The sequence below is a fragment of the Rhizobium herbae genome, from assembly GCF_017873135.1.
In the GTDB taxonomy this organism is placed as follows: Bacteria; Pseudomonadota; Alphaproteobacteria; order Rhizobiales; family Rhizobiaceae; genus Pararhizobium; species Pararhizobium herbae.
Genome location: NZ_JAGGJV010000003.1, coordinates 267,694 through 293,049, shown reverse-complemented (window position 1 = coordinate 293,049; position 25,356 = coordinate 267,694). Strand labels below are relative to the sequence as shown.

At 60.9% G+C, this 25,356-nt stretch carries 25 protein-coding genes; 13 read left to right on the top strand and 12 right to left on the bottom strand.

Features of this window, described 5'->3' with window-relative positions; all coding sequences use genetic code 11:
* Positions 1-66 precede the first annotated feature (66 nt).
* From J2Z75_RS10220 to gfa, 8 genes are all read left to right on the top strand, one after another.
* Positions 67-1,248, top strand: a complete 1,182-nt coding sequence (locus J2Z75_RS10220; RefSeq protein WP_209851442.1) for an acetyl-CoA C-acetyltransferase — start codon at positions 67-69, stop codon at positions 1,246-1,248.
* 127 nt (positions 1,249-1,375) lie between these two features.
* Entirely contained in the window at positions 1,376-2,101 is a 726-nt protein-coding gene (gene phbB / locus J2Z75_RS10215; protein WP_209851438.1) for an acetoacetyl-CoA reductase, read from the top strand.
* Between the two features lie 952 nt (positions 2,102-3,053).
* Positions 3,054-6,152, top strand: a complete 3,099-nt coding sequence (locus J2Z75_RS10210; protein WP_209852208.1) for a helicase-related protein — start codon at positions 3,054-3,056, stop codon at positions 6,150-6,152.
* A 4-nt stretch (positions 6,153-6,156) separates the two neighbouring features.
* Entirely contained in the window at positions 6,157-6,570 is a 414-nt protein-coding gene (locus J2Z75_RS10205; RefSeq protein ID WP_209851435.1) for an RNA-binding S4 domain-containing protein, read from the top strand.
* A 201-nt stretch (positions 6,571-6,771) separates the two neighbouring features.
* Positions 6,772-7,110 carry a ferredoxin FdxA gene (gene fdxA / locus J2Z75_RS10200; RefSeq protein WP_209852206.1) on the top strand — a complete coding sequence of 113 codons (339 nt, stop codon included), beginning with the start codon at positions 6,772-6,774 and terminating at the stop codon, positions 7,108-7,110.
* A gap of 414 nt (positions 7,111-7,524) precedes the next feature.
* Positions 7,525-8,094, top strand: a complete 570-nt coding sequence (locus tag J2Z75_RS10195; RefSeq protein ID WP_209851432.1) for a CarD family transcriptional regulator — start codon at positions 7,525-7,527, stop codon at positions 8,092-8,094.
* Between the two features lie 158 nt (positions 8,095-8,252).
* Positions 8,253-8,888: a metallophosphoesterase family protein gene (locus J2Z75_RS10190; protein ID WP_209851429.1), complete on the top strand. Its 636-nt coding sequence runs from the start codon at positions 8,253-8,255 to the stop codon at positions 8,886-8,888.
* 168 nt (positions 8,889-9,056) lie between these two features.
* Positions 9,057-9,632, top strand: a complete 576-nt coding sequence (gfa, locus tag J2Z75_RS10185) for an S-(hydroxymethyl)glutathione synthase (protein ID WP_209851427.1) — start codon at positions 9,057-9,059, stop codon at positions 9,630-9,632.
* 70 nt (positions 9,633-9,702) lie between these two features.
* Here the strand turns inward: gfa and typA are convergent, their stop codons facing one another.
* Positions 9,703-11,532 carry a translational GTPase TypA gene (gene typA, locus J2Z75_RS10180; RefSeq protein WP_037162836.1) on the bottom strand — a complete coding sequence of 610 codons (1,830 nt, stop codon included), beginning with the start codon at positions 11,530-11,532 and terminating at the stop codon, positions 9,703-9,705.
* Between the two features lie 137 nt (positions 11,533-11,669).
* Positions 11,670-13,232 (bottom strand): alkaline phosphatase D family protein, encoded by a 1,563-nt coding sequence (locus J2Z75_RS10175; protein ID WP_209851425.1) that lies wholly within the window; start codon positions 13,230-13,232, stop codon positions 11,670-11,672.
* A 197-nt stretch (positions 13,233-13,429) separates the two neighbouring features.
* On the opposite strand from J2Z75_RS10175, the gene J2Z75_RS10170 reads away from it, so the two are divergent.
* Positions 13,430-13,681, top strand: a complete 252-nt coding sequence (locus J2Z75_RS10170) for a ribbon-helix-helix domain-containing protein (RefSeq protein WP_209851422.1) — start codon at positions 13,430-13,432, stop codon at positions 13,679-13,681.
* A gap of 1 nt (position 13,682) precedes the next feature.
* Positions 13,683-14,039 (top strand): type II toxin-antitoxin system RelE/ParE family toxin, encoded by a 357-nt coding sequence (locus J2Z75_RS10165; RefSeq protein WP_209851420.1) that lies wholly within the window; start codon positions 13,683-13,685, stop codon positions 14,037-14,039.
* 1 nt (position 14,040) lies between these two features.
* Here the strand turns inward: J2Z75_RS10165 and J2Z75_RS10160 are convergent, their stop codons facing one another.
* The 3 genes from J2Z75_RS10160 to J2Z75_RS10150 all read right to left on the bottom strand — a co-directional run bounded on the left by J2Z75_RS10160 (position 14,041) and on the right by J2Z75_RS10150 (position 17,251).
* Positions 14,041-16,131, bottom strand: coding sequence for a M3 family metallopeptidase (locus tag J2Z75_RS10160; RefSeq protein WP_209851418.1), 2,091 nt, complete (start codon positions 16,129-16,131; stop codon positions 14,041-14,043).
* A 114-nt stretch (positions 16,132-16,245) separates the two neighbouring features.
* Entirely contained in the window at positions 16,246-16,887 is a 642-nt protein-coding gene (locus J2Z75_RS10155; RefSeq protein WP_209851416.1) for a LysE family translocator, read from the bottom strand.
* Positions 16,888-16,987: 100 nt separating this feature from the next.
* A complete protein-coding gene (locus J2Z75_RS10150) occupies positions 16,988-17,251 on the bottom strand; it encodes a hypothetical protein (RefSeq protein ID WP_209851414.1) in 264 nt (87 codons plus the stop codon).
* A gap of 237 nt (positions 17,252-17,488) precedes the next feature.
* Here J2Z75_RS10150 and J2Z75_RS10145 point away from each other — a divergent pair, with 237 nt between their 5' ends.
* Together J2Z75_RS10145 and J2Z75_RS10140 are read left to right on the top strand one after the other, a co-directional pair.
* Entirely contained in the window at positions 17,489-17,968 is a 480-nt protein-coding gene (locus J2Z75_RS10145; protein ID WP_209851412.1) for a MarR family winged helix-turn-helix transcriptional regulator, read from the top strand.
* A gap of 8 nt (positions 17,969-17,976) precedes the next feature.
* Positions 17,977-19,182 carry a multidrug effflux MFS transporter gene (locus J2Z75_RS10140; protein WP_234937267.1) on the top strand — a complete coding sequence of 402 codons (1,206 nt, stop codon included), beginning with the start codon at positions 17,977-17,979 and terminating at the stop codon, positions 19,180-19,182.
* Positions 19,183-19,239: 57 nt separating this feature from the next.
* On the opposite strand, the gene J2Z75_RS10135 is transcribed toward J2Z75_RS10140, so the two are convergent.
* The 3 genes from J2Z75_RS10135 to J2Z75_RS10125 all read right to left on the bottom strand — a co-directional run bounded on the left by J2Z75_RS10135 (position 19,240) and on the right by J2Z75_RS10125 (position 21,116).
* Positions 19,240-20,457: an argininosuccinate synthase gene (locus tag J2Z75_RS10135; protein ID WP_209851410.1), complete on the bottom strand. Its 1,218-nt coding sequence runs from the start codon at positions 20,455-20,457 to the stop codon at positions 19,240-19,242.
* Between the two features lie 124 nt (positions 20,458-20,581).
* A complete protein-coding gene (locus J2Z75_RS10130) occupies positions 20,582-20,890 on the bottom strand; it encodes a type II toxin-antitoxin system RelE/ParE family toxin (protein ID WP_234937266.1) in 309 nt (102 codons plus the stop codon).
* A complete protein-coding gene (locus tag J2Z75_RS10125) occupies positions 20,868-21,116 on the bottom strand; it encodes a type II toxin-antitoxin system ParD family antitoxin (RefSeq protein WP_209851407.1) in 249 nt (82 codons plus the stop codon). Before J2Z75_RS10125 ends, J2Z75_RS10130 begins: the two co-directional genes overlap by 23 nt.
* An 86-nt stretch (positions 21,117-21,202) precedes the next feature.
* Between J2Z75_RS10125 and J2Z75_RS10120 the strand changes: the two genes are divergently transcribed.
* Entirely contained in the window at positions 21,203-21,844 is a 642-nt protein-coding gene (locus tag J2Z75_RS10120) for a LysE family translocator (RefSeq protein ID WP_209851404.1), read from the top strand.
* Here J2Z75_RS10120 and J2Z75_RS10115 read toward each other — a convergent pair.
* From J2Z75_RS10115 to J2Z75_RS10100, 4 genes are all read right to left on the bottom strand, one after another.
* The gene (locus J2Z75_RS10115) at positions 21,841-22,476 is read right to left on the bottom strand and encodes a DUF1287 domain-containing protein (protein WP_209851401.1); all 636 of its coding nucleotides are present in this window, start codon (positions 22,474-22,476) and stop codon (positions 21,841-21,843) included. The two genes, J2Z75_RS10120 and J2Z75_RS10115, sit on opposite strands and share 4 nt — an antisense overlap.
* A gap of 66 nt (positions 22,477-22,542) precedes the next feature.
* The gene (locus J2Z75_RS10110) at positions 22,543-23,337 is read right to left on the bottom strand and encodes an ABC transporter ATP-binding protein (RefSeq protein ID WP_209851398.1); all 795 of its coding nucleotides are present in this window, start codon (positions 23,335-23,337) and stop codon (positions 22,543-22,545) included.
* A complete protein-coding gene (locus J2Z75_RS10105; RefSeq protein ID WP_209851396.1) occupies positions 23,334-24,212 on the bottom strand; it encodes an ABC transporter permease in 879 nt (292 codons plus the stop codon). The genes J2Z75_RS10110 and J2Z75_RS10105 overlap by 4 nt, the downstream gene beginning before the upstream one ends.
* A gap of 145 nt (positions 24,213-24,357) precedes the next feature.
* The gene (locus tag J2Z75_RS10100; protein WP_209851393.1) at positions 24,358-25,311 is read right to left on the bottom strand and encodes an ABC transporter substrate-binding protein; all 954 of its coding nucleotides are present in this window, start codon (positions 25,309-25,311) and stop codon (positions 24,358-24,360) included.
* Positions 25,312-25,356 lie beyond the last annotated feature (45 nt).

Sequence of the window (25,356 nt, the reverse complement as noted above, 5' to 3'; positions counted from 1 at the left end):
TTGACTTGCGCGATCAGCTTTGCCAGTCTTTAGTAATTGCGAAAAAGAAGAACGAGGAAACATCTGATGAGCACTCCCTCCATCGTCATCGCCAGCGCGGGCCGTACCGCAGTTGGGTCGTTCAACGGCTCCTTCGCCAATACCCTTGCCCATGAACTTGGTGCGGCCGTCATCAAAGGCGTGCTGGAGCGCGCCGGTGTCGACGCCGCCGAAGTCGATGAGGTGATCCTCGGCCAGGTGCTGTCTGCAGGCGAAGGCCAGAACCCGGCTCGCCAGGCGGCAATGAAGGCCGGCATTCCGCAGGAAGCCACCGCCTGGGGCATGAATCAGCTTTGCGGCTCCGGCCTGCGTGCGGTCGCGCTCGGCATGCAGCAGATTGCAACCGGTGATGCGAAGATCATCGTTGCCGGCGGCATGGAATCGATGTCGATGGCGCCGCACTGCGCGCATCTGCGCGGCGGCGTGAAGATGGGCGACTTGAAGATGGTCGATACCATGATCAAGGACGGCCTGACCGACGCCTTCTACGGCTATCACATGGGTACGACGGCGGAAAACGTCGCCAAGAAGTGGCAGCTGACGCGCGAGGACCAGGACGTGTTCGCACTCGGTTCGCAGAACAAGGCGGAGGCCGCCCAGAAGGCAGGCCGCTTCGCCGACGAAATCATCCCCTTCATCGTCAAGGGCCGCAAGGGCGACGTCACTGTCGATCAGGACGAGTATATCCGCCATGGCGCGACACTGGAATCGATGACGAAGCTGCGTCCTGCCTTCGACAAGGAAGGCACGGTCACCGCCGCCAACGCTTCCGGGCTCAATGACGGCGCCGCCGCAACGCTGCTGATGACAGAAGCTGAAGCCGGGCGCCGTGGCATCCAGCCGCTGGCGCGTATCGTCTCCTGGGCGACGGCCGGCGTCGATCCGCAGATCATGGGCACAGGACCTATTCCTGCCTCGCGCAAGGCGCTGGAAAAGGCCGGCTGGTCTGTCGGCGATGTCGAGCTCGTTGAAGCCAATGAGGCCTTCGCGGCGCAGGCGTGCGCCGTCAACAAGGATCTCGGCTGGGATACCTCAATCGTCAACGTCAATGGCGGCGCCATCGCCATCGGCCATCCGATCGGTGCCTCCGGCGCCCGTGTGCTGAATACGCTGCTGTTCGAAATGAAGCGCCGCGGCGTTTCCAAGGGCCTTGCGACCCTTTGCATCGGCGGCGGCATGGGTGTCGCCATGTGTGTCGAACGGTTGTGACAACCACCCGCTAGTCAATCGCTCCGGCCCGGTCGGCCGGAGCAGACTTCACGGCAAGAGCCGGAAGAACGGCGTTGCGCTTCCGGCGCAGGCATCGAAACAAGAATGGTAAACAGGGGAGAGACGGATGAGCAGGGTAGCATTGGTCACCGGCGGGTCACGCGGCATCGGCGCGGCGATATCTATCGCGTTGAAAGCGGCGGGATACAAGGTCGCGGCAAATTATGCCGGTAATGACGAGAAGGCGCAGGCCTTCACCGAAGCCACCGGCATTCCGACCTACAAATGGGATGTTTCGGATTACGCCGAATGCACCAAGGGGATTTCCCGGGTCGTGGATGATCTGGGCCCGGTGGAAGTGCTGGTCAACAATGCTGGCATCACCCGCGACGCCATGTTCCACAAGATGACGCCGGAGAATTGGAAGGCCGTCATCGACACCAACCTTTCCGGCCTGTTCAACATGACCCATCCCATCTGGACCGGCATGCGCGACCGCAACTTCGGCCGGGTGATCAATATTTCCTCGATCAACGGTCAGAAGGGCCAGATGGGCCAGGTCAACTATTCTGCCTCCAAGGCGGGGGACCTCGGCTTTACCAAGGCACTCGCCCAGGAAGGGGCCGCCAAGGGCATCACCGTCAACGCCATCTGCCCCGGTTATATCGGTACGGAGATGGTTCGGGCGATCCCGGAGAAGGTGCTGACCGAACGCATCATTCCGCAGATCCCGGTCGGCCGTCTCGGCGAACCCGACGAAATCGCCCGTATCGCGGTGTTCCTGGCGTCCGACGACGCCGGCTTCATCACGGGATCGACGATCTCGGCGAATGGCGGTCAGTTCTTCGTCTGATCAGTCCGATCATCCGCATTGCCAGCGGCGCCTTTGCGGGCGCCGTTTTGCATTTCGGAGAAGGTTAACGCGCCGGTCTTCCTGTCGCGTCCGATTCGGGTTTATCCACTGTTTCCTATGGTTAACAATTTGATTTTACACAATATGTCGCGGTGAACAAACAGTGAAACTCACTATGTCTGCGATTCGTCTCCGATTCGTTCCCGCTTTGATTGAAATGTTAATGGGGGTGCAAAAAATTGGTTTAAAACCGCTGTTGGCTGCACACTCGTCGTGTCTGCCCACGCCCTCGTCTGCGGCTTGACCTTCCCAAGGTTCGGGTCGTTCGTCCCGGAAGGTTTTGCAGCGGCTTTGCAAGGGTAAATTTTCCGCATCGACCCAGATCCGAATCTGGCGAAAGGCCGCTCATTCCTATGGGGCGATTTCCGTTTTTCCTACCATATATAGTGGAGAACAAACAGGGAAAGCGGCGACATCGCGATTCGTCGCCGATTCGTTCTGCCTTTGACCTACGCTGTCCCTCATATTCCTGACGAGCCCGTCGACTTAAGGGGAATGGTTAATTTTTTCTGAATAATCAGGTATTTGGATTCTGAATCTCGTATTCCCGATGCAACGGGTTGCAGGATTGTTCGACGAGATTTCGAGCAAGAATACCAGATTCAGCATCTGGTGCGAATCCGGCTCAGGAAATCAACATCTAGCGGTGAACAAAACCTGAATCACAGGAGTCAGCGATTCGTCGCTGATTCGTTCCGCCGCTGTTCCGATTCCGCCGGGAGGGGTGGATATGCAGGTCGGATGTGCCAATTGTACGTTTCATGTTCGCCCGCCCTTGCGTTTCCCCTTTCGCGTGGGCATGTGTGGCTCTGCCGGTTGAACGGCTTGAAACGCCGCGAATGGCCTTCGCAGACCGAAAGTGCGCAGGATCGATACAGTGCCTGACCAACCGATGATCTTGAGTGGCCGCGGCGTGATCGCGGTCCTCGGCCCCACCAACACCGGCAAGACGCATTATGCGATCGAGCGCATGGTCGCGCACGAAAGTGGCGTCATCGGACTGCCGCTGCGGCTTTTGGCGCGCGAGGTCTATACCCGTGTCGTCGAAAAGGTCGGCGCCCATAATGTCGCGCTGATCACTGGCGAGGAAAAGATCACGCCACATATGGCGCGCTTCTCCGTCTGCACCGTCGAGGCCATGCCGCGCGAGACCAAGGCCGCCTTCGTGGCGATCGACGAGGTCCAGCTTGCCGGCGACCTGGAGCGCGGCCATATCTTCACCGATCGCCTGATGCACCTGCGCGGCCGCGTCGAGACGCTGCTGCTCGGTGCCGCGACCATGCGGCCGATCCTCGAACATCTTTTACCCGGCATTACCGTCGTCGAGCGTCCTCGCCTGTCGCAGCTTCTCTATGCCGGCTCCAAGAAGATCACCCGCCTGCCGCAGCGAACCGCGATCGTCGCTTTCTCGGCCGAAGAGGTCTATGCGATCGCCGAACTGATCCGCCGCCAGCGGGGCGGTGCTGCCGTCGTCCTTGGCGCCCTGTCGCCCCGCACGCGCAATGCGCAGGTCGCGCTTTATCAGGCCGGCGATGTCGAATATCTGGTGGCGACGGACGCGATCGGCATGGGGCTCAACCTCGACGTCGATCATGTCGCCTTCGCGCAGGACCGGAAATATGACGGCTACCAGTTCCGCAATCTCAATCCCGGCGAGCTGGCGCAGATCGCCGGACGTGCCGGGCGTCACCTGCGCGACGGCACCTTCGGCGTCACCTCGCGGGTCGAGCCGTTCGACAACGAACTGGTTCACCGCATCGAATCACATCAGTTCGATCCGGTCCGCGTCCTGCAGTGGCGATCGAAGTCGCTCAACTATGCTTCCCTGCAGGCGCTGAAGAAAAGCCTGGATGCAGCCCCTGCCGTCAACGGGCTGACACGGGCATTGCCGGCCGTCGATCAGCAGGCTTTGGACTATCTTTCACGCTATCCGGAAGTTACCAGTGTCGCGACCACACCGGAGCGTGTAGAAAAACTCTGGGAGGCCTGTGCGCTTCCCGACTATCGTCGTATAACGCCGGCGCAACACGCCGATCTGATTTCGACGATCTATGCCGATCTCGTCCGGCGTGGCACAGTGAACGAAGATTTCATGGCCGAACAGGTTCGCCGCGCGGATCATACGGATGGTGAAATCGACACATTGTCCGCGAGAATTGCACAAATCAGGACATGGACCTACGTGTCCAACCGTCCGGGATGGCTTGCCGATCCGACACACTGGCAAGAAAAGACGCGGGAAATCGAAGATCGATTGTCTGACGCGTTACATGAAAGGTTGACGAAACGCTTTGTTGATCGCAGGACATCTGTGCTCATGAAGCGCCTGAGAGAGAATGCGATGTTGGAAGCTGAAATCAGTGTAAATGGCGATGTCTTCGTTGAAGGTCATCATGTGGGACAATTGGCCGGGTTCCGTTTCACGCTGGCGACAGTGGGCGATGGTCTTGACGCGCGCGCAGCTCAGGGTGCTGCGCAAAAGGCGCTGGCACTCGAATTCGAAGCGCGGGCTGCAAGGCTGCATGCGGCGGGGAATGCGGATCTCGCATTGGCGTCCGACGGCCTGGTGCGCTGGCTCGGCGATCCCGTGGCGCGGCTGTCGGCCAGCGACCACGTCATGCGTCCGCGCGTACTGCTGCTCGCCGACGAACAGCTTCAGAGCAATGCCCGCGAGCATGTGCTCGCCCGTATCGAGCGCTTCGTCAATCATCACATCTCGACGGTGCTCAAGCCGCTCGACGATCTGTCGCGCGCGGAAGACCTCGAAGGTCTTGCCAAGGGTCTGGCTTTCCAGCTTGTCGAAAATCTCGGCGTGATGTTTCGCCGCGATGTCGCCGACGACGTCAAGTCGCTGGATCAGGAGGCGCGCGCCTCCATCCGCCGCCACGGCATCCGCTTCGGCGCCTATCACATCTTCATGCCGGCGCTGTTGAAGCCCGCTCCGGCGGAACTGATCACGTTGCTCTGGGCGCTGAAGAACGACGGGCTGGAAAAGCCCGGCTACGGCGATCTGATCCCGGTGCTGGCAGCGGGCCGCACCTCGGTCGTCACCGATCCGACGTTCGAGCGCACCTTCTACAAGCTGGCCGGCTTTCGCTTTCTCGGCAAGCGTGCCGTCCGTATCGATATCCTCGAGCGCCTCGCCGACCTGATCCGTCCGCTCCTGCAGTGGAAGCCGGGCACGACGGCGCGTCCGGACGGCGCCTATGACGGCCGCCGCTTCACCGCGACGACGGCCATGCTTTCCATCCTTGGCGCGACGCCGGACGATATGGAAGAGATCCTCAAGGGTCTCGGCTATCGCGCCGACGCCGTGAAGCCTGAAGAGGCTGCTGCGTTCCTGGCCACGCAGGCCGGATCTGCCGCACCGGCAGCGGAGACCACGGTTTCCGACACATCGGCCGAGACAGCCGATCACGACGATGCGGATGCATCCGGCGAAGAACAGGCGACAGAGCAGGCATCTCCGGCTGCCGAGCAGGCGCCGGAACAGGCAGCAGATGCTGTTGCCGCTGTTGCAGACGCCGAGGTGACTGTTTCCGAACAGGCTGCGGCAGAGCCTGCGGAGCCGGTCGAAACCAAGCCGGTTCTTCTCTGGCGCCCCGGCAGCCGCAACGACAACCAGCGCGCAGGTGGCCGTCCGCAGGGCGACCGCCGCGGTGCCAACAATCGTCCACCGCAGGGTGAGGCCCGCCGTGAAGGCGGCGAACCGCGCCGCGAGGGCGAAGGCCGTCGCGAAGGTCGCGATGATAATCGCAAGCCGGGCGGTGGCGGCAGGCCGGACCGCAATCGTGGCCGCGACGGTGGAAAGCCGCAGGGTGGCCAGCGTCCTGAAAAGGGTGACCGCCAGGATCGTCCGGATCGCAACGACCGCGGCGGAAAGCCGCAGGCTGTCAAGTTCGAGGCGCGTCCGCCGCGCAAGGAAAAGCCGCTGGATCCGGATTCGCCCTTCGCCAAGCTCGCTGCGCTTAAGGAGCAGATGAAGAAATAGCGCCATGGGTCAAAAGCAGCCTCAGTCCCTGCCGGTTCTCCGCCAGCGTCTCGACAAATGGCTGTTCTTCGCGCGGCTGCAAAAATCCCGCTCGATCGCCCAGAAGGCGGTCGAGTCCGGCGATGTCCGGGTCAATGATACCCGTATCACCCAGCCGTCGCATGCATTGAAAGCCGGCGACATCCTTGTTGTTTCCCTCGATCGCCGCGATGTGACCGTGCGGGTTCTGCTCCCCGGCGTCCGGCGTGGCCCTTACGAGGAAGCGCGCCTTCTCTACGAAGATCTGACGCCAGCGGTTGTTCCCGGAGAAAAGCCAAACAGTTTCGAGCAGGCAACGCGCGAGCGCGGCAGCGGCCGGCCGACCAAGAAGGAGCGCCGCGAGGTGGACAGGCTCAGGCCGGGCTGGCAGGAGGATTAGAAAACTGTCCCGCCAACCGCTGGTTTGGCGCATGGATTACTCTTGCAAAGGCCCTGCAAAGCCTTTACCTCACGGGTTAAATGAGCAGCCAGGTTGCGCCGCGAAGGCGATGGCAGGCTGACATACCGAACGGATGCGGACAAGTGGGCCTCGCTCTGGTTACTGTCTGCTTTCAAACGCAAGAAATTGCTGGAGTACCTCATGACGTATGTCGTGACCGACAATTGCATACGCTGCAAATATACCGATTGCGTGGAAGTGTGCCCGGTGGACTGCTTCTACGAAGGTGAAAATTTTCTGGTCATCCATCCCGACGAATGTATCGACTGCGGTGTCTGCGAGCCGGAATGTCCGGCAGGCGCCATCAGCCCGGATACCGAGCCGGGCCTGGACAAGTGGCTGAAGGTCAATGCCGAATTCGCCACACAATGGCCCAACATCACCGTCAAGCGTGACGAGATGCCCGAAGCCAAGGAAATGGACGGCGAGGAAGGCAAGTTCGAGAAATACTTTTCGCCGAAGCCGGGTCAGGGCGACTGAGCCACAGGGCTTCGGGCGGCCGGTTACGAGTTTGTTTTCCCGGCTGCGAAAAATGGCGAAATTTGGGGAATTGTGGCTTTACCATGTTCGTGACGGACTGGTTGGCCTTGATGGCCGTTGTAAAGCAAATTATTGATTTCCGCAGTTTTTTATGATAGGGTCAAAATACTGATCCACATAGTGGCACTTGCGTGTGCCCGAAAACCATCACGAAAGCAAAAGAGTCCCACGGCGCGGCTGACCCCAAATACGCAACGTCTGTTGCTTGTGTGTGATCGCTCCGCAGAAGATTGATTTGATGACCGTTGGAACGGATCAGCATGGAGTCACCCGACGGTGCCCCCGTCCATCCCGGGCCTGACTGACCCGGCCCCGGCTTTCTGCCGGGAGCGTAACAGGGAGTTTTTGAAACGAATGACGACCCAGCAGAAAAAATCTTCAACACGCCATGGATTCAAGACCGGTGAATCGATCGTTTATCCGGCACATGGCGTTGGACAAATCGTTGCAATCGAAGATCAGGTGGTTGCGGGCATGTCGCTCGAACTGTTTGTGATCGATTTCGAAAAGGACAAGATGCGTCTCAAGGTGCCGGTAGCAAAGGCCGTCTCCATCGGTATGCGCAAGCTGTCCGAGACCGATTTCGTCGAACGTGCATTGAAGGTCGTCCAGGGCAGGGCACGCGTCAAGCGGACCATGTGGTCCCGCCGTGCGCAGGAATATGATGCCAAGATCAATTCCGGTGACCTGATCTCGATCGCCGAGGTCGTTCGCGACCTTTACCGCGCTGAAAACCAGCCGGAACAGTCCTATTCCGAACGTCAGCTTTACGAAGCTGCGCTTGACCGCATGGCGCGCGAGATCGCAGCCGTCAACAAGATGTCGGAAACGGAAGCTGTCCGTCTCGTCGAAGCCAACCTGAACAAGGGTCCGAAGCGCGGCAAGGCCGTCGAAGAAGACGAAGCGCAGGAAGAAGCTGCGTAAGCACCGGTCAAACGGCGCTTGCATACCAAAAGCCCCGTCAGCGATGACGGGGCTTTTTTCGTCATGTACTCGTTTGCAAAGCTATGGTTACGTATGTTGTCTGGCGTGCGCGAAAGGCAGCCTAGGCAGCCAGGCTGCATCCCGGAGCTATGAATCTCATGAGTTATACGTTCGCCATTGGCGACATCCATGGGTGCCTGGAGCCTTTGCGAAAGCTTCTGGCGATGATCGAAGCGAGCCGAAGTGCGGGCACGATCGTCTTCCTCGGCGACTACATCGATCGCGGGCCTGATAGCAAGGGCGTGATCGATCTGGTGCGCGCCGGGCCGGCGAAACCGGATTGGCACTGGATCACGCTCAAGGGCAACCATGAGGACATGATGGCCGGAGCCTATGCCGGGCGCTGTGAGCGCAATTGGTGGATCGACAATGGCGGGCTTGAAACCGAGTTCTCCTATGATGGAAGGGTGCCGACGGAGGATCTGGAATGGGCGGACCGGCTGCCTTTGATGCATGTCGACAGGCATCGCATCTATGTCCATGCTGGCGTCGTTCCGGAGTTTCCGCTCGACAAGCAGACGCCTCATGACCTGCTGTGGCTGCGTACCCACCATTCGGCGGACTATTGGGGCAAGCACCTCTGCCACGGGCATACGGCCTCGAAGTCTAATCCTCTCACCACCGGCAACAGAACGAATGTCGACAGCGCCTGCGTCTTCGGCGGCAAGCTGTCGTGCGCGGTGTTCGATGACGATATTGCCGGCGGCCCGCTTGAGTTCATGCAGGCGGAATAAGCAGCGACATTCTCGCAGGCTCGACTGACGAGCCTTTGTTTCGACACCCATCGCTTTCATGACGCCGGAAGACTCTTCGCCCCATCGTGATATGCTGCCGACCGAGGTGTCTTGCCGCGGTCTGCCGGCGCGGCAGGGCGATATTATAACCGGCACTGGGAGGAGAAAATGCCAGCTTCCGTTTCTCTACATCCATTCCTCGACAAGGGCATGCCCAAGGCTGCGCCGGGCTTCACCGGCGGCGTCCTGGTCTGCGAATGCGCCGACAGGCCTGTGAGGGTCAAGGTCGATGGCGACGTCGCCCATAACCATGCCTGCGGCTGCACAAAATGCTGGAAACCCGCCGGAGCGACGTTTTCGATCGTCGCGGTCGTCCCGCATGACAAGATTACGGTGCTTGAAAACGGCGACAAGCTCGCGGTCGTCGACGAGGCGGCGCTGATCCAGCGCCATGCCTGCAAGGGCTGTGGGGTGCACATGTACGGCCCGGTGGAGCGGGAGCATCCCTTCCAGGGGCTGGACTTCATTCATCCGGAACGCTTCGACAAGGACGGCTGGACGCCGCCCGGTTTTGCTGCCTTCGTCTCGTCCATCATCGAGTCCGGCACCGATCCCGCGGATATGCCCGCCATCCGCGGGCGGCTGGCCGAACTGGGTCTTACCCCCTCCGATTGCCTGAACAACGCCTTGATGGATTATATCGCCACGTGGACGGCGAAGAAGAGCGGTGTGCTCAAATCCTGATCCGCAAACGAAAAAGGCGCAGCGATCGATACCGCTGCGCCCTTGTCTTCATTCCGTCCGAAGCGGCCGCTTATGCGGCGCCGCGCGACTTTTCGAAACGCTTGCGGTCGTTGCTGTCGAGGTACATCTTGCGCAGGCGGATGTTCTTCGGCGTCACTTCGACCAGTTCGTCGTCCTGGATCCAGGAGAGCGCGCGGTCGAGCGTCATGCGGATCGGCGGGGTCAGCTTGACGGCTTCGTCCTTGCCGGAGGCGCGCATGTTGGTGAGCTTCTTGCCCTTCAGAACGTTCACTTCCAGATCGTTGTCGCGCGTGTGGATGCCGATGATCATGCCGGCATAGACCTTCTCGCCGACATCGATGATCATCGGGCCGCGGTCTTCCAGGTTGAACATGGCGTAGGCAACGGATTCGCCGGCATCGTTGGAGAGCAGAACGCCCTGAACACGGCCGCCGATATCGCCCTTGTAAGGCTGATATTCGTGGAACAGGCGGTTCATGATCGCCGTGCCGCGCGTGTCGGTCATCAGTTCCGACTGGTAGCCGATCAGGCCGCGGGTCGGTGCGAAGAACTTCAGGCGAACGCGGTTGCCGCCGGACGGACGCAGCTCGGCCATTTCAGCCTTGCGCTCGGACATCTTCTGGACGACGACGCCGGAATATTCCTCATCGACGTCGATGACGACTTCTTCGACCGGCTCCAGCATCTGGCCGGTTGCCTCATCCTTGTGCATGACGACGCGCGGACGCGATACGGCAAGCTCGAAGCCTTCGCGGCGCATGGTTTCGATCAGAACGGCCAGCTGCAATTCGCCACGGCCGGAGACGTAGAACGAATCCTTGCCTTCGGCTTCTTCAATCTTCAGCGCGACGTTGCCTTCGGCTTCCTTGAGCAGGCGGTCACGAATGACACGGCTGGTGACCTTGTCGCCTTCGGTGCCGGCAAGCGGGCTGTCGTTGACGATGAAGGACATGGTGACGGTCGGCGGGTCGATCGGCTGGGCATGCAGCGCCTCGGTGACCGAAGGATCGCAGAAGGTATCGGCGACCGTGCCCTTGGACAGGCCGGCGATGGCGACGATGTCGCCCGCATGGGCTTCTTCGATCGGCGTACGCTCGATGCCGCGGAAGGCGAGAATCTTCGAGATACGGCCATTTTCGATCAGCTTGCCGTCCTGGCCGATAACCTTGACGGCCTGGTTCGGCTTGATGGAGCCGGAATGGATGCGGCCGGTAATGATGCGGCCGAGGAAGGGGTTGGCTTCCAGGATCGTGCCGATCATGCGGAACGCGCCGTCCTCGTCGCCGACGCTCGGCTCCGGAACGTGCTTGAGAACGAGGTCGAGAAGCGGCGCGAGGCCCTCTTCCTTCGGACCTTCCGGATTGACGTTCATCCAGCCGTTACGGCCCGAACCGTAGAGGATCGGGAAGTCGAGCTGTTCGTCGGTCGCGTCGAGATTGGCGAAGAGGTCGAAGACTTCGTTGATGACTTCTTCATGGCGGCCGTCCGGACGGTCGATCTTGTTGATCGCGACGATCGGGCGAAGGCCGACCTTCAGCGCCTTGGAAACCACGAACTTGGTCTGCGGCATCGGACCTTCGGAAGAGTCGACCAGAACGATCGCGCCATCCACCATCGACAGAATACGCTCGACTTCACCGCCGAAGTCGGCGTGGCCGGGGGTATCGACGATGTTGATGCGCACGCCCTTCCACTCGATCGAGGTGGCCTTGGCCAGAATGGTGATGCCGCGCTCTTTTTCGAGGTCGTTGCTGTCCATCATGCGCTCGGTCGTGCGCTGGTTGTCGCGGAAAGAACCCGACTGCTTCAGAAGTTCGTCGACAAGCGTGGTTTTCCCATGGTCAACGTGTGCGATGATCGCGATGTTGCGCATTTTCATGTGTGAATACTCGGAGGTTTCGGGGCGTATGTGATGAACGCCGCATCTTCAATTGCGCGGCTCATACAGGTTTTTTTGCATTTGCGAAAGGGGGGCAGGCCGCAAAGTCTTGCAAGACGGTGAATCCACTGATCGCCTCATACCGAATTTCCGGCGGGATCGAGCGTGATCTGCCAGAGTTCGCGGTCGTCCCGATCCATCAGGCGAACGGTCATCTGCTCGGTCTGGCCGTTGATATCGACGAGGCCGAAGAACTGCAGGCCGGCCGACGGCGGCAGGTTCTGGTCGATGCCACCGCCGGATGCCTTGATGAAGCGCACGTCCGGGCCGAAGGTCATGTCCAGCTCCTTCGGGCCATAGGTTCCGGAATGCAAGGGGCCGGAGACGAACTCCCAGAACGGCAGGAAGTCCTTGAAGGCGGCGCGGGCCGGGTCGTAGTGGTGGGCAGCGGTATAGTGCACGTCGGCCGTCAGCCAGACGATGTTTTCAATGGCATTGTCGCGGATGAAGCGCAGGAGATCGGCGAATTCCTTTTCGCGGCCGGTCGGCTGGCCGTTGTCACCGTTGGCGATCGCATCGGAGCCGCGTTTATGCGCAAAATCATCCCAGACCACGAGGCCGATCGGCATGTCGCAGGCGATCACTTTCCAGGTGGCCTTGGAGGCTGCCAGTTCGCGTTTCAGCCAGTCCGCCTGCCGCCATCCGAACAGTTCGTCGCCGCCACCCTGGTTGGCATCGCGATAGGATCGCAGATCGACGAAGAAGACATCGAGCAGCCGGCCATAGGGTATCTTGCGGAAAATACGGCCGGGCTGGGCGGCAATGGCGCGGATCGGCGTCATCTCCTGAAAGGCCCGCATGGCGCGCGCCGCATAGACCGAGACGTCCTTCTCCGGATAGCGCGGATCGTCGCTGAGGTCGGTGGAGGCCGACCAGTTGTTCAGGACCTCATGGTCGTCCCACTGGTAGAAGGTCGGACACGTGGCGTTCAGCGCACGGACATGATCGTCCAGCAGATTGTATTTCCACTGACCGCGATATTCGTCGAGCGTTCGCGCCACCTCGCGCTTTTCCGGCGTAACGATGCGGTTCTTCCAGATCGTTCCATCCCTGAGCGTGATCTCGTCGGGGATCGGGTTGTCGGCATAGATCGTATCGCCGGAGTGGATGAAGAAGTCCGGCTCGTGCAGTTGCATGGTTGAATATGTCTTCATGCCGACATCGTCGATGCCCCAACCTTGACCGGCGGTATCCCCCGACCAGACGAAGCGCACCGAGCGCCGGCGCAAAGGTGCTGTACGGAACCGGCCAATGATGGGTTCGGAGACGCTGTTGCTGTCGTAGAGATCGGTGGCGGTGAAGCGATAGAAGATGTCCTGGTCGGGCAGCAGGTGATCCAGCGCGCATTTCACCGTGAAATCGCTGCCGGGCAGGGCATCGATCGAGGGTAGCCGGACAGGCGACGAAAAGCTCTCGGTCGTCGAATATTCGATCGCGATGCGCGACGGGCGGTCGGCGCGGGTCCAGATCATCCCGGATTTGGTGTCGACGTCACCGGATTGGACGCCATGCGTGAAGGAGGGGCGGCCGAAGCTTCGGGCGTAAAACGGCGTGGCAAGAACGGATGTGGCCGCAAAGCCGGCGGCACCTGCCGACAGCAGAAAGGAGCGGCGGGTCAACGTATCCTGAATATCGGCCAAATCTGCCTCCGGTACCATCTCGGGAACGATGTGATTCCCGAGGCGGACCTTTGGCGAAGCGGATGTCAGTTCGTTTACAGTTGGATGAATCTATTCCAACGGTTTGGCGACAGTTCCGTGACTCGCTACTCCTTTGTGCTGTTTATTGACAATATTCATCACACGGCTCATTTTGTAGCTGTGATGAGGAGATCAGCATGGCGTCGGAAAGCATTCATGTCCGGGTCACAGGCCCGTTGCAGGACCATGTCCAGCAACAGATCGGCCGGGACGGCCTCTATGAGAATGCCAGCGAATATATCCGCGCTCTGATCCGCCGTGACCTTCACAGCCGGACGGAAGCCTGGGAATGGCTTCAGAAGAAACTGGAACCTGGCCTGAGGGCTGACGAGAGCGAGTTTGTCGCTCTCTCCGCCGAAGACGTCATTCGCCGTAACACAAGCCGATAGGATGACCGGCTATCTGTTCTATCCGCCGGCAGATGCCGCGCAGGATCGCATCTGGAAAGAGACTGTCGATCAGTGGGGCGAAGCGCAGGCTGTCACCTATATCACCGGCCTTCACGCGCATCTGCAAAAGCTGTCGGCTACCAAAGCTCTCTGGCGCAGGTTGCCGGGCAATCTTGCGGTTCCAGCCGATCTGAAAGTCCAGGCCTTCTTCAGCCGCTGCGAACGCCACTATCTGTTCTTTCGGGAACTCCCGAGCGGCAAGATCGGCGTCATGGCCATCTTGCATGACCGGATGGATATCCCCGTGCGGCTACACGAGGATCTCATCGGTCTCGCTGACAAGCTCAACGACGCGTAAATCAGGCGTCCGATCCAGCCAGTTCCTCCGTGATCGCCAGCCCCTTCTTGGCCAGCATTGCATTGGGGCTTGGCAGCTTGCCGCGGAAGGCCTTGTAGGCGTCTTCCGGATCGATCGAGCCGCCGACGGAATAGATATTGTCCTTCAGCTTTTTCGCCGTCGTCGGATTGAAGGCGTCACCGGTTTCCTCGAAGGCGGCGAAGGCGTCGGCATCAAGCACTTCCGACCACATGTAGGAATAGTATCCGGCCGAATAGCCATCACCCGAGAACACGTGCTGGAAGTGCGGGGTCGCGTGGCGCATGACGATCGAGGCCGGCATGCCGATTTTCGTCAGGACCTCAGCCTGCACCGCCATCGGGTCGTTCACTGCGCCGCGTGTGTGGAATGCCATGTCCACCAGCGCGGAGGATGTGAATTCGACGGTATTGAAACCGGAATTGAACGTGCGGGCGGCCAGCACCTTGTCGAGCAGCGCCTGCGGCATCGGCTCGCCGGTTGCCTCGTGTACGGCGTATTTCTTCAGGATCGCAGGCACCGTCAGCCAATGTTCGTAGAGCTGCGACGGCAGTTCGACGAAGTCGCGCGAGACACTGGTGCCGGAGACCGATGGATAGGTGACATCGGACAGCATGCCATGCAGCGCGTGGCCGAATTCGTGGAACAGGGTGCGGGCGTCGTCGAGCGAGAGCAGAGCCGGTTTCCCCTCTGCCTGCTTGGCGAAATTGCAGACATTGTAGATGATCGGCAATTCGCCGACCGTGCCGTTCTTCAGCGGCAGCCGGTGCTGCGACTGGAACGCGCTCATCCAGGCGCCGGAGCGCTTTGAGGCGCGGGCGAAATAGTCACCGAGGAAAAGCGCAACCAGCTTTCCGTTGCTATCGCGGATATCGAAGACGCGCACGTCCGGATGATAGCCGGCAACACCCTTCTTTTCGGTCGCCGTGATGCCGAACAGGCGATGCGCGACATCGAAGCAGGCGTCGATGATCTTTTCGAGTTGCAGGTAGGGTTTCAGCTCGCTTTCGGAAAAATTGAATTTCTGCGCGCGCAGCTTTTCGGCGTAGTGGCGCCAGTCCCAGGGCATGACCGGATGGTTTCGGCCCTCGGCGGCAATCAGCCTGGCGAGATCGGCCTCTTCCTCCCGCGCCCGAACGACGGCTTTTTCCCAGACCTGGGTCAAGAGCCCGTTCACCGCTTCCGGCGTCTTCGCCATGGTATTGTCAAGCTTCAGCGCGGCGTAGTTTTCGTAGCCGAGCAGCTTTGCCTTTTCGGCGCGCAGTGCCAGCGTCTGGCGGATCGTGTCGCGGTTGTCCGTTTCGCCGCCGTTTGCACCACGGGCAACCCAGGCCTTGAAGGCCTGTTCGCGCAGGTCGCGATTTTCGGAGAAGGTCAGAAACGGCTCGATGATCGAACGCGACAGGGTGACGGCATATTTGCCGGCCTCGCCGCGGTCGCGGGCGGCGGACGCCATGGAATCCTTCAGGAACTGCGGCAGGCCTGCAAGATCGTCTTCCTTGTCGAGGATAAGCGCCCAGCTCTTTTCGTCGGCCAGCACGTTCTGGCCGAACTGGGCACCGAGGCTTGCGAGCGTTTCGTTGATCGCAGCCAGTCGCTCCTGCTCGGCCTTTGGCAGCTTCGCCCCGGATTTGACGAAGCCCTTCCAGTGCCGCTCCAGCACGCGGGTTTGCTCCAGATCAAGCCCGAGCTTTTCGCGTCCTTCCCACAGGGCGTCAATGCGGGCGAACAGTTCCGCGTTCATGCCGATCTTCGAATAGTGCCGCGACATCTTTGGGGCGATGTCGCGTTCCAGGGCCTGGATGACGTCGTTGGTATGGGCGCCGGCACGGTTCCAGAACAGCGAGGAGACGCGCGACAGTGTATCGCCGGCGATCTCCAGTGCGACGACGGTATTCTGGAAGGTCGGTGCCGCAGGATTGTTGGCGATCGTCTCGATCTCCGCCTCGTGCTCGGCAAGGGCGGCCTCGAAGGACGCCGCAAAGTCGCCGTCGCTGACCGCCTCGAAGCGGGGCAACCCATCCGGGCCGTTCCAGTTTGTAACGGCTGGGTTCAGAGCGGGGCTCGACGTCATGAGGCAGTCCTTTCGCATTCCGATCAGTCCCGCAGAGCGCGGGTGCTGCCTCCCGTTGTCGGCAGCGATTGTGGAGATATCAAGATTGTCAGGTGGGCGTTTGCGGACCTTGCGTCAAGGCTTTCTCATACCCAGCAAGCCCGGCGCAGCATGCCAGATCGCCTGAACGGCAAAACCCATGAACAGCACGCCGGAAAGCCGGACGATAGCGAGTTCGTGCTTGCGGTAGAAACGCCGCACCACGGAGGCGCCGATGATGCCGATGAGAATGACGTCTGCGGCGAGGAACCCGAGGAAGGAGACGGCCAGCAATGCCGGCAGGGCATGGAAATCCAGCGCATTCGACGAGCCGGCGAGAAGCGCAGTGAACGTTGCCAGCGCCACCGGGTAGCCCTTTGGATTGGTCAGGCCGAAGATCAGGCCACGGCGATACGGCCGCTCGACGCTCAACAGGGGCTGGTTTTCGCCGCGCGGCTTTGCCCGCAGCGCCGTCCAGCCGATCCAGGCGAGATAGAAGCCGCAGAGAAGGCCGAGAATATCGAAGACCGTGCTGCCGATCGTCTTTGCCCCGACGATCGCGACCAGAGCCAAAGTTGACCAGAGCAGGTCGCCGGCCAGATGCCCGCCCATGAACAGCGCGCCTGCCTTGCGACCCTGGCCGGCGCCGATACCGAGAAGGGCAAGAAAGGCAGGCCCCGGAATGAGGACGTAGAGGAGGGCAGCCAGAAAGGCGCCAAAAAGCAGGGTCTGCGTCATGGGAACTCCTTGCGCGTAAAGAGCCATTCGACCTTGCGCAGGTGATTCCGTCAAGATGCGGACAGGGCCAGTTAAAGCCCTGTCGCGCGGGGTGTCGAGGTTACTTCGCTTCGGTCGCCTTTATGGCATTGTCGAGATGCATGGCGCAGTCGTCGGTCTTGCCGTCCTTCATCGCCATCTTGGCGCTGTCGACTTCCTGCATCGCCATCATCATGGCGTCCTTCTTCATCGGATCGGTCATGCCTTTTGCCATTGCCTCGGTCTTCATGATCGAAGCGTCGTCGCAGGCCATCATGCCGGCGGCAAAGGCCGGAGCCGACAGAACGGAAACCAGAGCCGTGGCGGCAAGAATTGTCTTGAACATTTTCTGTCTCCCAGTGAACAGGGAGCGTGATTGCCCCCGGGACGAACTCTGCACCTGCCGCGCGAACACGTTCAATTCACGCGTCCGCGATGCACGGCGTTGTCATCGCGTGTGCTTGCATGTGATATTTTCGTGATCAGTTTATTAGATGTTCTTTTGGTTGACGGTCAGCCAAACTTGTCGCGTTAGACGCAGGGTGCTAAGTAAAGCTTACGATAAACGGCGCCGTGAGTTCTCATGCCCATCAGACTTGAAACCGATACGATCGGCATGCTGCTGACCGATGTGTCGCGGCTGCTGCGAGGCGCTTTCGACCGCCGCATCAGCGCTTCCGGCCTGGGAGTGACCCCGGGCGAAGCCCGGGCGCTGATCCAGGTCGCTGCCACCGAAGGAATCAAGCAAGCGGACATCGCCGTGAAAATGGGCATCGAGCCGATGACGCTGTCCACCTATCTCGATCGTCTCGAGGGACTTGGGCTTGTGGAACGGGTTCCCGATCCCTGCGACCGCCGGGCAAAGAATGTGGTCGTGACCGACAAGGCCGATCCGCTCCTTCTCGATCTTCGGAAACAGGTGCGCGAACTGATGGACCAGGTGACGCTCGGCCTCGATGCCGACGGCCGCGAGGCGTTGCGGGCGAGCCTCAAGGGTTTGCGCGAAAATCTTCATCAGCTGGATCGCTGCGTTTCCCCCGACAGGAAGAGTGTCGCCGAATGAGCTTGCGCATGAGCGAACGCCGCACCAGCATGCTCGGTGCACTGCTGGCGACCCTCGGGCCGATCTCGATGTCGATTTATACGCCGGCCATGCCGGAACTGGTACAGGCATTTGCCACCACCGAATCGATGATCAAGCTGACGCTGTCGGTCTATTTCGGTGGCTTTTCCATTGCACAGCTCATCGCAGGGCCGATGTCCGATGCATTCGGCCGCAAGAAGGCGACGCTCGCCTTCGTCGGCATCAATCTCCTCGGCAGTCTTATCTGCGCCCTTGCGCCATCGGTCGAATGGCTGCTCGCCGGACGGCTGATCCAGGGGATCGGCGCGTCCGTCGGCATTACCGTCGCGCGCGCCATCGTTCGCGATCAGTTCACCGGTGCCGAAGCGTCGCGCATCATGAACCTGATCGGCATCATGCTGGCCATCGGCCCGGCCATGGCGCCGACGCTCGGCGGGCTGGCGCTCGCGGCCTTCGGATGGCAGGCGATCTTTTTCCTGCTGGTCGGGTTCGGACTAATCGCCATCTTCGCCGTTCTCGTTTTCATGCGTGAGACCGCGACGCCGGACCGCCGCCGCGCCCGGCCGGGTCCGCTTCTTGCCGCCTATGGCGAACTCATCTGCGATCCGCGGTTCGTTGCCGCCGCCATCGTTCTCGGTGGTTCCGTCGGCGCTCTCTATGCACAATCCACCATGCTGTCCTTCATCCTGATCGACAAGGTCGGCATGACACCAACCGCCTTCGGGCTCGGCATGCTGATGCAGAGCGGTTCCTATTTTTCGGGCTCGGTCTGTCTCAGGCTGACGGCGGCAAAACTCGGCGGCGAAGGCTCCGTTCGCGTCGGGCTTGCCCTTTGCGCCATCGGTGGGGTGCTGATTGCGCTGTCCGTCCTTTTCGTCGAGCCGACCTATCTTTCGGTGATGCTGCCGGTCGCCTTTTCCAGCTTCGGCATCGCCGTCCTGACACCGCATATGACGACGGCGGCGCTGCAATCCTTCCCGCACATCGCCGGTTCCGCATCGGCGATGATGGGCTTCATCCAGATGGCCGGCGGCTTTCTCGGCGGTCTGGCGGCAGCGCTTCTCGGCACGCCCTTCATCGCCTTCGGCCTGATCATCCCGACGATGCTGTTCATCTCAGTCTTGAGCTACATCCGGTTTGCTTCCCTGACGCGCCGTCTGGTGCTGGATGTCGCCAAAGCTCCAGGCGAATAGACGAAAAAGCCCGCCTCCTTGCGGAAACGGGCTTTCGAAGCGAGGCTCAGGCAGCTTTTACTTGTCGCGGTTGCGGGCGGCCAGCGTGCGCAGGCGCAGTGCGTTGAGCTTGATGAAGCCGGCGGCGTCCTTCTGGTCGTAGGCGCCCTGGTCGTCCTCGAAGGTCACCAGCTTGTCGGAGTAGAGCGACTTTTCGCTTTCGCGTCCGGTGACCATGACATTGCCCTTATAGAGCTTCAGCGTCACTTCGCCTTCGACATGCTCCTGGCTCTTGTCGATCAATGCCTGCAGCATTTCGCGCTCCGGCGAGAACCAGAAGCCGTAATAGATCAGCTCCGCGTAGCGCGGCATGATGTCGTCCTTGAGGTGGGCCGCACCCCGGTCGAGCGTGATCGATTCGATGGCGCGGTGGGCGGTCAACAGAATCGTGCCGCCGGGGGTCTCGTAGACGCCGCGCGACTTCATGCCGACGAAGCGGTTCTCGACGAGATCAAGACGGCCGATGCCGTTGTCCCGGCCGAGTGCGTTCAGCGCCGTCAGGATCGAGGCCGGGCTCATCTCCTTGCCGTCGATCGAAACGGCGTCACCCTTGCGGAAGCCGATCTTGACAGTGGTCGCCACATCCGGAGCTTCTTCCGGCGAGATGGTGCGCATGTAGACGTAGTTCGGGGCTTCGACAGCCGGATCTTCGAGAACCTTGCCCTCGGACGACGAGTGCAGAAGGTTGGCGTCGACCGAGAACGGCGCTTCGCCCATCTTGTCCTTGGCAACCGGAATCTGGTGCTGCTCGGCGAAGGCGAGCAGGTCGGTACGGCTCTTGAACGACCAGTCGCGCCAGGGGGCGATGATCTTGATGTCGGGGTTCAGCGCGTAAGCCGAAAGCTCGAAACGGACCTGGTCGTTGCCCTTGCCGGTGGCGCCATGCGCAATCGCATCGGCGCCGGTTTCGCGGGCGATGTCGATCAGGTGCTTGGAAATCAGCGGACGGGCGATCGAGGTCCCGAGCAGGTAGACGCCCTCATAGACGGCGTTGGCGCGGAACATCGGGAAGACGAAGTCCTTGACGAACTCTTCGCGCACATCGCGGATATAGATATCCTTGATGCCCATCAACTCGGCCTTCTTGCGGGCCGGCTCAAGTTCTTCGCCCTGGCCGAGATCGGCGGTGAAGGTGACGACTTCGGCACCGAGTTCGGTCTGCAGCCACTTGAGAATGATCGATGTGTCGAGACCGCCGGAATAGGCGAGAACGACCTTTTTCACTTGCTTTGCCATGTTTGTCTGTCCGTCTTGTCTAAGAAGACGCGGGGTCGCGCCCAGGAAAAATTCTGCGGCACTTTTAGCGAGATTGCCGGGGCGTGCAAGCCTCGCAGCGTCAGGAAATGGCGCTTCGATCGTTTCAAAGGTGTCGCATTGGATCCATTCGCGGATGCAGGATGCGAACGACGAGGATTCCGGTTTCGGTCTTGCGATAGAAAATGCAGTGGGAGTTACAGACTGCTGAGAAATAACCGGGCCTGATCGCCTGCAAGTCTCGGCCTCTTTTCCGGCCGTTGGCCAAGGCGGAGAAAGCATCCACCAACTGGCGCTGGTAATCGTCCGCCTGCTGCAAGGACCAGGTTTCGAAACTGTAGCGCCAGATATTTTCCAGATCCAGCCGGGCGGCGGGCAGAAGTCTGTAGCCCTTATCTGGCGGCATACTTTCCATGCATCTGTTTCAGGAAGTCGTCGAAATCGAATTCCTCGGGCTCGCCCGATTCCTCGCCCTCGATCAGCGCGGCCCTGAGTGCTTCGAGCTTGGCGTCATCGTCACGAAGAAGGCGTAGCCCGGCCTGCACGACTTCATTCGCGGAGGCATAGTTCCCCTCGCGAACCTGACGGTCAATAAAAGCGCCGAGTTCGTCGTCCAAAACAATCTGTGCGTTCCATGCCATGGGAATTCCTGCCGATTGCGTGGCTGCAATCTAGCATGGGCTGTGATATCGAGACAAGAATTCCATTCTGCCTGAAAGACCCGACCATGGATTTCCTGCCCAGCCTGCCGACCCTCCTGGCTTTCACCGCCGCGACGCTGCTTCTGGCGGCGACGCCAGGCCCTGACATGACGCTGTCGATCAGCCGGGCGCTGTCGCAGGGCAAGGCCGCTGCGTTTTTCATAGTGGTCGGAACGAGCCTTGGCTGCGTCGTGCACACGCTTCTGGTCGCCTTCGGCATCTCGGCGCTGATCACCGCTTCGCCGACCGCCTTCATGATCCTGAAAACCGGTGGCGCCGCCTATCTGTTCTGGCTGGCGGTGCAGGCGATCCGTTATGGATCGACCCTGACGGTCAAGAATGTCGACGACACTGGCGCTTCGGCGCTGGCCAATATCTCGACCGGGCTCTGGGTCAATCTGCTCAACCCCAAGGTCATCATCTTCTTCATGACCTTCCTGCCGCAGTTCGTCACCGCCAACGATCCGGCCGTGACCCAGAAGCTTTTGTTCCTCGGCTTCTTCTTCATCGTCGCGGCGATGCCGGTCAATGTGCTGGTCATCCTGACGGCCGACTGGCTGTCTGCCTGGCTGCAGCGCCACAAAAGCGTCATGCGCGGCATCGACTATACGTTCGCCGGCGTGTTCTCGATCTTTGCGGTAAAGATCCTGTTCACGCAGACGCGCTAGGCGGTCTGGCCGCTATAGCGGTAGTGCCCGGTAATTGAAAAGGTAAAGAGGATATCCTCCATCCTCGTTCCCCATCCGATATTGTGGATCAGCAGCGGCCGCGACCCGTCGTCGTTCAGCATGTCGCTGACGATGGCGATATGCGGCTTGTTGCCAGGCAGCATCTGCGTGATCACGTCACCTGCCAGATAGGAAAGCCCGTCCGTGCCGATGGGCTGTTCTGCATTCTGCCGCTTGAGAAACGTCTGCAGGTTCGGCACGCGCCGGTGGTCAATGTTGCTGTCGGTGGTCTTCAAGCCCCAGTTCTTGGGATATGCGCCGAAAGCGCTGCGCATGTCGGCGTGCACCAGGGCCTGGAGATCGAGGTTCAAGCCGTCCCGATAGGCCCGAACGATAACATCCGTGCAAACCCCTTTGAAACGAGGCACGTCGCCGCCCGGGAAAGCGATCTTCGAATAGGAGGGATCGTAGACCAGCGTGACGCCGATCTGGGACCGGGCCGCCGTCACCAGATTTTCCGCCCATTCTTCAGCAGAAGTCCCGCTTTCGGCGCGAGGGCGCAAGACGGGAAACATCAGGCCAGCGGCGCCGGCGCACAGTCCACCGGCGATCAGAACGCGGCGTGAGAACATCATATACCTCCATCAATGACACGACATGCTTGACGGTCGATCGGAGCAAATTGACGGCGGCCGTTATTACCCGATCAGCAGCGCATCGTCATCCAGCGTCTGGCCGCGAATCTTGCGGAACATGGCGATGAGGTCCTCGACCTGCAGCGTCTTGCGGCTGTCGCCGGAGACGTCGAGGACAACTTCGCCGGCATGCAACATGATGGTGCGGTGACCGAAATCGAGCGCCTGGCGCATCGAGTGCGTGACCATCAGCGCCGTCAGCTTGCGCTCGGAAACGATCTTCTGGGTGAGGTTCATGATGAATTCGGCCATGCCTGGGTCGAGTGCGGCCGTATGCTCGTCGAGCAGCAGCACCTCTGAGCCAGCGAGCGTCGCCATGACCAGAGAAACCGCCTGCCGTTGGCCGCCCGAGAGGAGGTCCATCCGGTCCTTCATGCGGTTTTCAAGGCCAAGGTTGAGTTCGGCGATGCGTTGGCGAAAATGTTCGCGGCGCTTCGGGCCGAGTGCGGGCGTCAGTCCCCGGCTTTCGCCGCGCCGTGCAGCAAGCGCCAGGTTTTCCTCGATCGACAAGGCCCCGCAGCTGCCTGCCAGCGGATCCTGGAAGACGCGGGCGACAAGACCGGCGCGGGCTGCGGTACCCTTGCGGGTGACGTCGGTCCTGCCGATCGTCACCGTGCCTGCCGTCGGGATGACGTCGCCGGCGAGCACGCCGAGCACCGTCGATTTGCCGGCGCCGTTCGAACCGATGACGGTGACGAAGGTGCCTTGTTCGATGGTCAGGCTGACGCCGTTCAGCGCCTGCTTCTGCAGCGGCGTTCCCTTGCCGAAAATGACCTGGATAGTGTCGAGCTTGATCATGCGGCACCTCCGCGGCGCAGGCGGGGAAGAACGAGGGCGACGGTGACGAGCGCTGCCGTGACGAAATTGAGGTCGGACGCCTGCAGCCCGAGGATATCGGTCGAGAGCGCCAGCTGGATGGCGATGCGGTAGAGGATCGAGCCGAGCACGCAGCCGAGCAGCGCGATCAGGATGCCGCGGCTGCCGAGCAGGGTTTCGCCGATGATGACGGCGGCGAGACCGACGACGATGGTGCCGACGCCGGAGGTGACGTCGGCAAAGCCGTTGGTCTGGGCAAACAGCGCGCCGCCAAGCGCGACCAGCGCGTTGGACAACGCCATGCCGAGATAGATCTGGCGGCTGGTTTCAACCCCTTGCGCCCTTGCCATGCGCGCATTGGCGCCGGTTGCCCGCATCGCAAGACCGGCGTCACTTTCAAGAAAGCGCCAGACGGCGAGAACGGCGACGAGGACCAGAAGCCCGACGAACAGTGGGCGAACGTAAAAATCCCGCAGGCCCAGGCCATAGAACGGCGACAGCATCGTGTCGGCATTGATCAACGCCACATTCGGTTTGCCCATGACGCGCAGATTGACGGAGAACAGCGCGATCATCGTCAAAATGGATGCGAGCAGGTTAAGGATGCGGAAGCGGACATTGAGGATGGCGGTGACGATGCCGGCGGCAGCCCCGGCGATCATGGCGACGCCCGAAGCAAGCCACGGATTGATACCGGCGATGATCAGCACCGCGGCAACGGCAGCGCCGAGCGGAAACGAGCCGTCGACGGTCAGATCGGGAAAATCGAGCACGCGGAAGGCAAGGAACACGCCGATGGCGACGAAGGCATAGACGAGCCCCAGTTCCACCGCTCCCCAGAAGGCAATTTGGCTCACCGCTGTCGGTCCTCTTCCTTGGTCTTCAAGCTCGTTCCGGCCATATCGGCAGGTGAAACGGGCCTGTTTTACAGATGAACCGCCCCCGTATGGTGCGGTGACGGTTCAAAATCAATCGGATTGCCCAGTCGAAAACGCTTCGTGATTATTCGATGACGCGGGTGGCGCGGCCAAGAACGCTTTCCGGAAAGGTGACGCCCATCTTTGTCGCGGCCGACTTGTTGATGACCAGATCGGTGCCGGCTGCGATTTTCACGGCGATATCGCCGGGATTTTCACCCTTCAGCACACGCACGACGATGTCGCCGGTCTGCTTGCCGACATCATGGTAGTTGAAGCCGAGAGCAGCGACCGCGCCGCGCGAAACGGAGTCCGTGTCGGCCGTGAAGAGCGGCAGCTTGGCCTCCTCGGCGACGGCGACAGCACCTTCGAGCGCCGAGATGATCGTGTTGTCGGTCGGGATATAGATGACGTCGGCGCGGCCGACGAGGGCGCGAGCCGCGCCCTGTACTTCAGCGGACTTCGTCGCGGCGGATTCGACCACCGTCAGGCCGGCCTTCTCGGCTTCCGTCTTCAAGACGGCGAGCAGCGATACGGAGTTTGCCTCGCCGGAATTGTAGAGATAGCCGACCGACTTCACGTTCGGCAGGATTTCCTTGATCAGCGCCACATGTTCGGCGACCGGCGACAGGTCGGAAAGGCCGGTGACGTTGCCGCCCGGCTTGTCCATGTCCTTGATCAGCTGCGCGCCGAGCGGATCGGAAACGGCGGTGAAGACAACCGGGATGTCGCGTGTCGAGGAGACCACGGCCTGTGCCGACGGCGTCGAGATCGGAACGATCACATTCGGAGCTTCGCCGGCGAACTGGCGGGCGATCTGGCCTGCGGTTGCCGGGTTGCCCTGCGCGGATTCGTAGAGGAACGTGAGGTTCTCGCCTTCCTTGTAGCCTGCGGCGGCCAGCGCTTCCTTGACGCCGTCGCGCACGGCATCGAGCGCCGGATGTTCGACGATGGCTGTGACCGCAACCGTGACGTCTTCCGCCCGCGCGGGCAGCGTGAGGGCGACGGTTGCCGCGAGAGCAACGAGAAGTGAGCGCATGGGTGTCCTCCAAAGACTGATTTTTGGGCAGTCTTAGGAAGGGCG

Excerpts from the sequence above, each read along its gene's own strand:
- J2Z75_RS10135 (WP_209851410.1), bottom strand. The coding sequence starts at position 20,457 with ATGGCAAAGCAAGTGAAAAAGGTCGTTCTCGCCTATTCCGGCGGTCTC.
- typA (WP_037162836.1), bottom strand. The coding sequence starts at position 11,532 with ATGAAAATGCGCAACATCGCGATCATCGCACACGTTGACCATGGGAAA.
- J2Z75_RS10125 (WP_209851407.1), bottom strand. The coding sequence starts at position 21,116 with ATGGCATGGAACGCACAGATTGTTTTGGACGACGAACTCGGCGCTTTT.
- J2Z75_RS10140 (WP_234937267.1), top strand. The coding sequence starts at position 17,977 with ATGAGCGAACGCCGCACCAGCATGCTCGGTGCACTGCTGGCGACCCTC.
- J2Z75_RS10120 (WP_209851404.1), top strand. The coding sequence starts at position 21,203 with ATGGATTTCCTGCCCAGCCTGCCGACCCTCCTGGCTTTCACCGCCGCG.
- J2Z75_RS10165 (WP_209851420.1), top strand. The coding sequence starts at position 13,683 with ATGACCGGCTATCTGTTCTATCCGCCGGCAGATGCCGCGCAGGATCGC.
- J2Z75_RS10145 (WP_209851412.1), top strand. The coding sequence starts at position 17,489 with ATGCCCATCAGACTTGAAACCGATACGATCGGCATGCTGCTGACCGAT.
- J2Z75_RS10190 (WP_209851429.1), top strand. The coding sequence starts at position 8,253 with ATGAGTTATACGTTCGCCATTGGCGACATCCATGGGTGCCTGGAGCCT.
- J2Z75_RS10170 (WP_209851422.1), top strand. The coding sequence starts at position 13,430 with ATGGCGTCGGAAAGCATTCATGTCCGGGTCACAGGCCCGTTGCAGGAC.
- J2Z75_RS10115 (WP_209851401.1), bottom strand. The coding sequence starts at position 22,476 with ATGTTCTCACGCCGCGTTCTGATCGCCGGTGGACTGTGCGCCGGCGCC.
- J2Z75_RS10130 (WP_234937266.1), bottom strand. The coding sequence starts at position 20,890 with ATGGAAAGTATGCCGCCAGATAAGGGCTACAGACTTCTGCCCGCCGCC.
- J2Z75_RS10100 (WP_209851393.1), bottom strand. The coding sequence starts at position 25,311 with ATGCGCTCACTTCTCGTTGCTCTCGCGGCAACCGTCGCCCTCACGCTG.
- J2Z75_RS10195 (WP_209851432.1), top strand. The coding sequence starts at position 7,525 with ATGACGACCCAGCAGAAAAAATCTTCAACACGCCATGGATTCAAGACC.
- J2Z75_RS10220 (WP_209851442.1), top strand. The coding sequence starts at position 67 with ATGAGCACTCCCTCCATCGTCATCGCCAGCGCGGGCCGTACCGCAGTT.
- gfa (WP_209851427.1), top strand. The coding sequence starts at position 9,057 with ATGCCAGCTTCCGTTTCTCTACATCCATTCCTCGACAAGGGCATGCCC.
- phbB (WP_209851438.1), top strand. The coding sequence starts at position 1,376 with ATGAGCAGGGTAGCATTGGTCACCGGCGGGTCACGCGGCATCGGCGCG.
- J2Z75_RS10205 (WP_209851435.1), top strand. The coding sequence starts at position 6,157 with ATGGGTCAAAAGCAGCCTCAGTCCCTGCCGGTTCTCCGCCAGCGTCTC.
- J2Z75_RS10160 (WP_209851418.1), bottom strand. The coding sequence starts at position 16,131 with ATGACGTCGAGCCCCGCTCTGAACCCAGCCGTTACAAACTGGAACGGC.
- J2Z75_RS10155 (WP_209851416.1), bottom strand. The coding sequence starts at position 16,887 with ATGACGCAGACCCTGCTTTTTGGCGCCTTTCTGGCTGCCCTCCTCTAC.
- J2Z75_RS10210 (WP_209852208.1), top strand. The coding sequence starts at position 3,054 with ATGATCTTGAGTGGCCGCGGCGTGATCGCGGTCCTCGGCCCCACCAAC.
- J2Z75_RS10110 (WP_209851398.1), bottom strand. The coding sequence starts at position 23,337 with ATGATCAAGCTCGACACTATCCAGGTCATTTTCGGCAAGGGAACGCCG.
- J2Z75_RS10150 (WP_209851414.1), bottom strand. The coding sequence starts at position 17,251 with ATGTTCAAGACAATTCTTGCCGCCACGGCTCTGGTTTCCGTTCTGTCG.
- fdxA (WP_209852206.1), top strand. The coding sequence starts at position 6,772 with ATGACGTATGTCGTGACCGACAATTGCATACGCTGCAAATATACCGAT.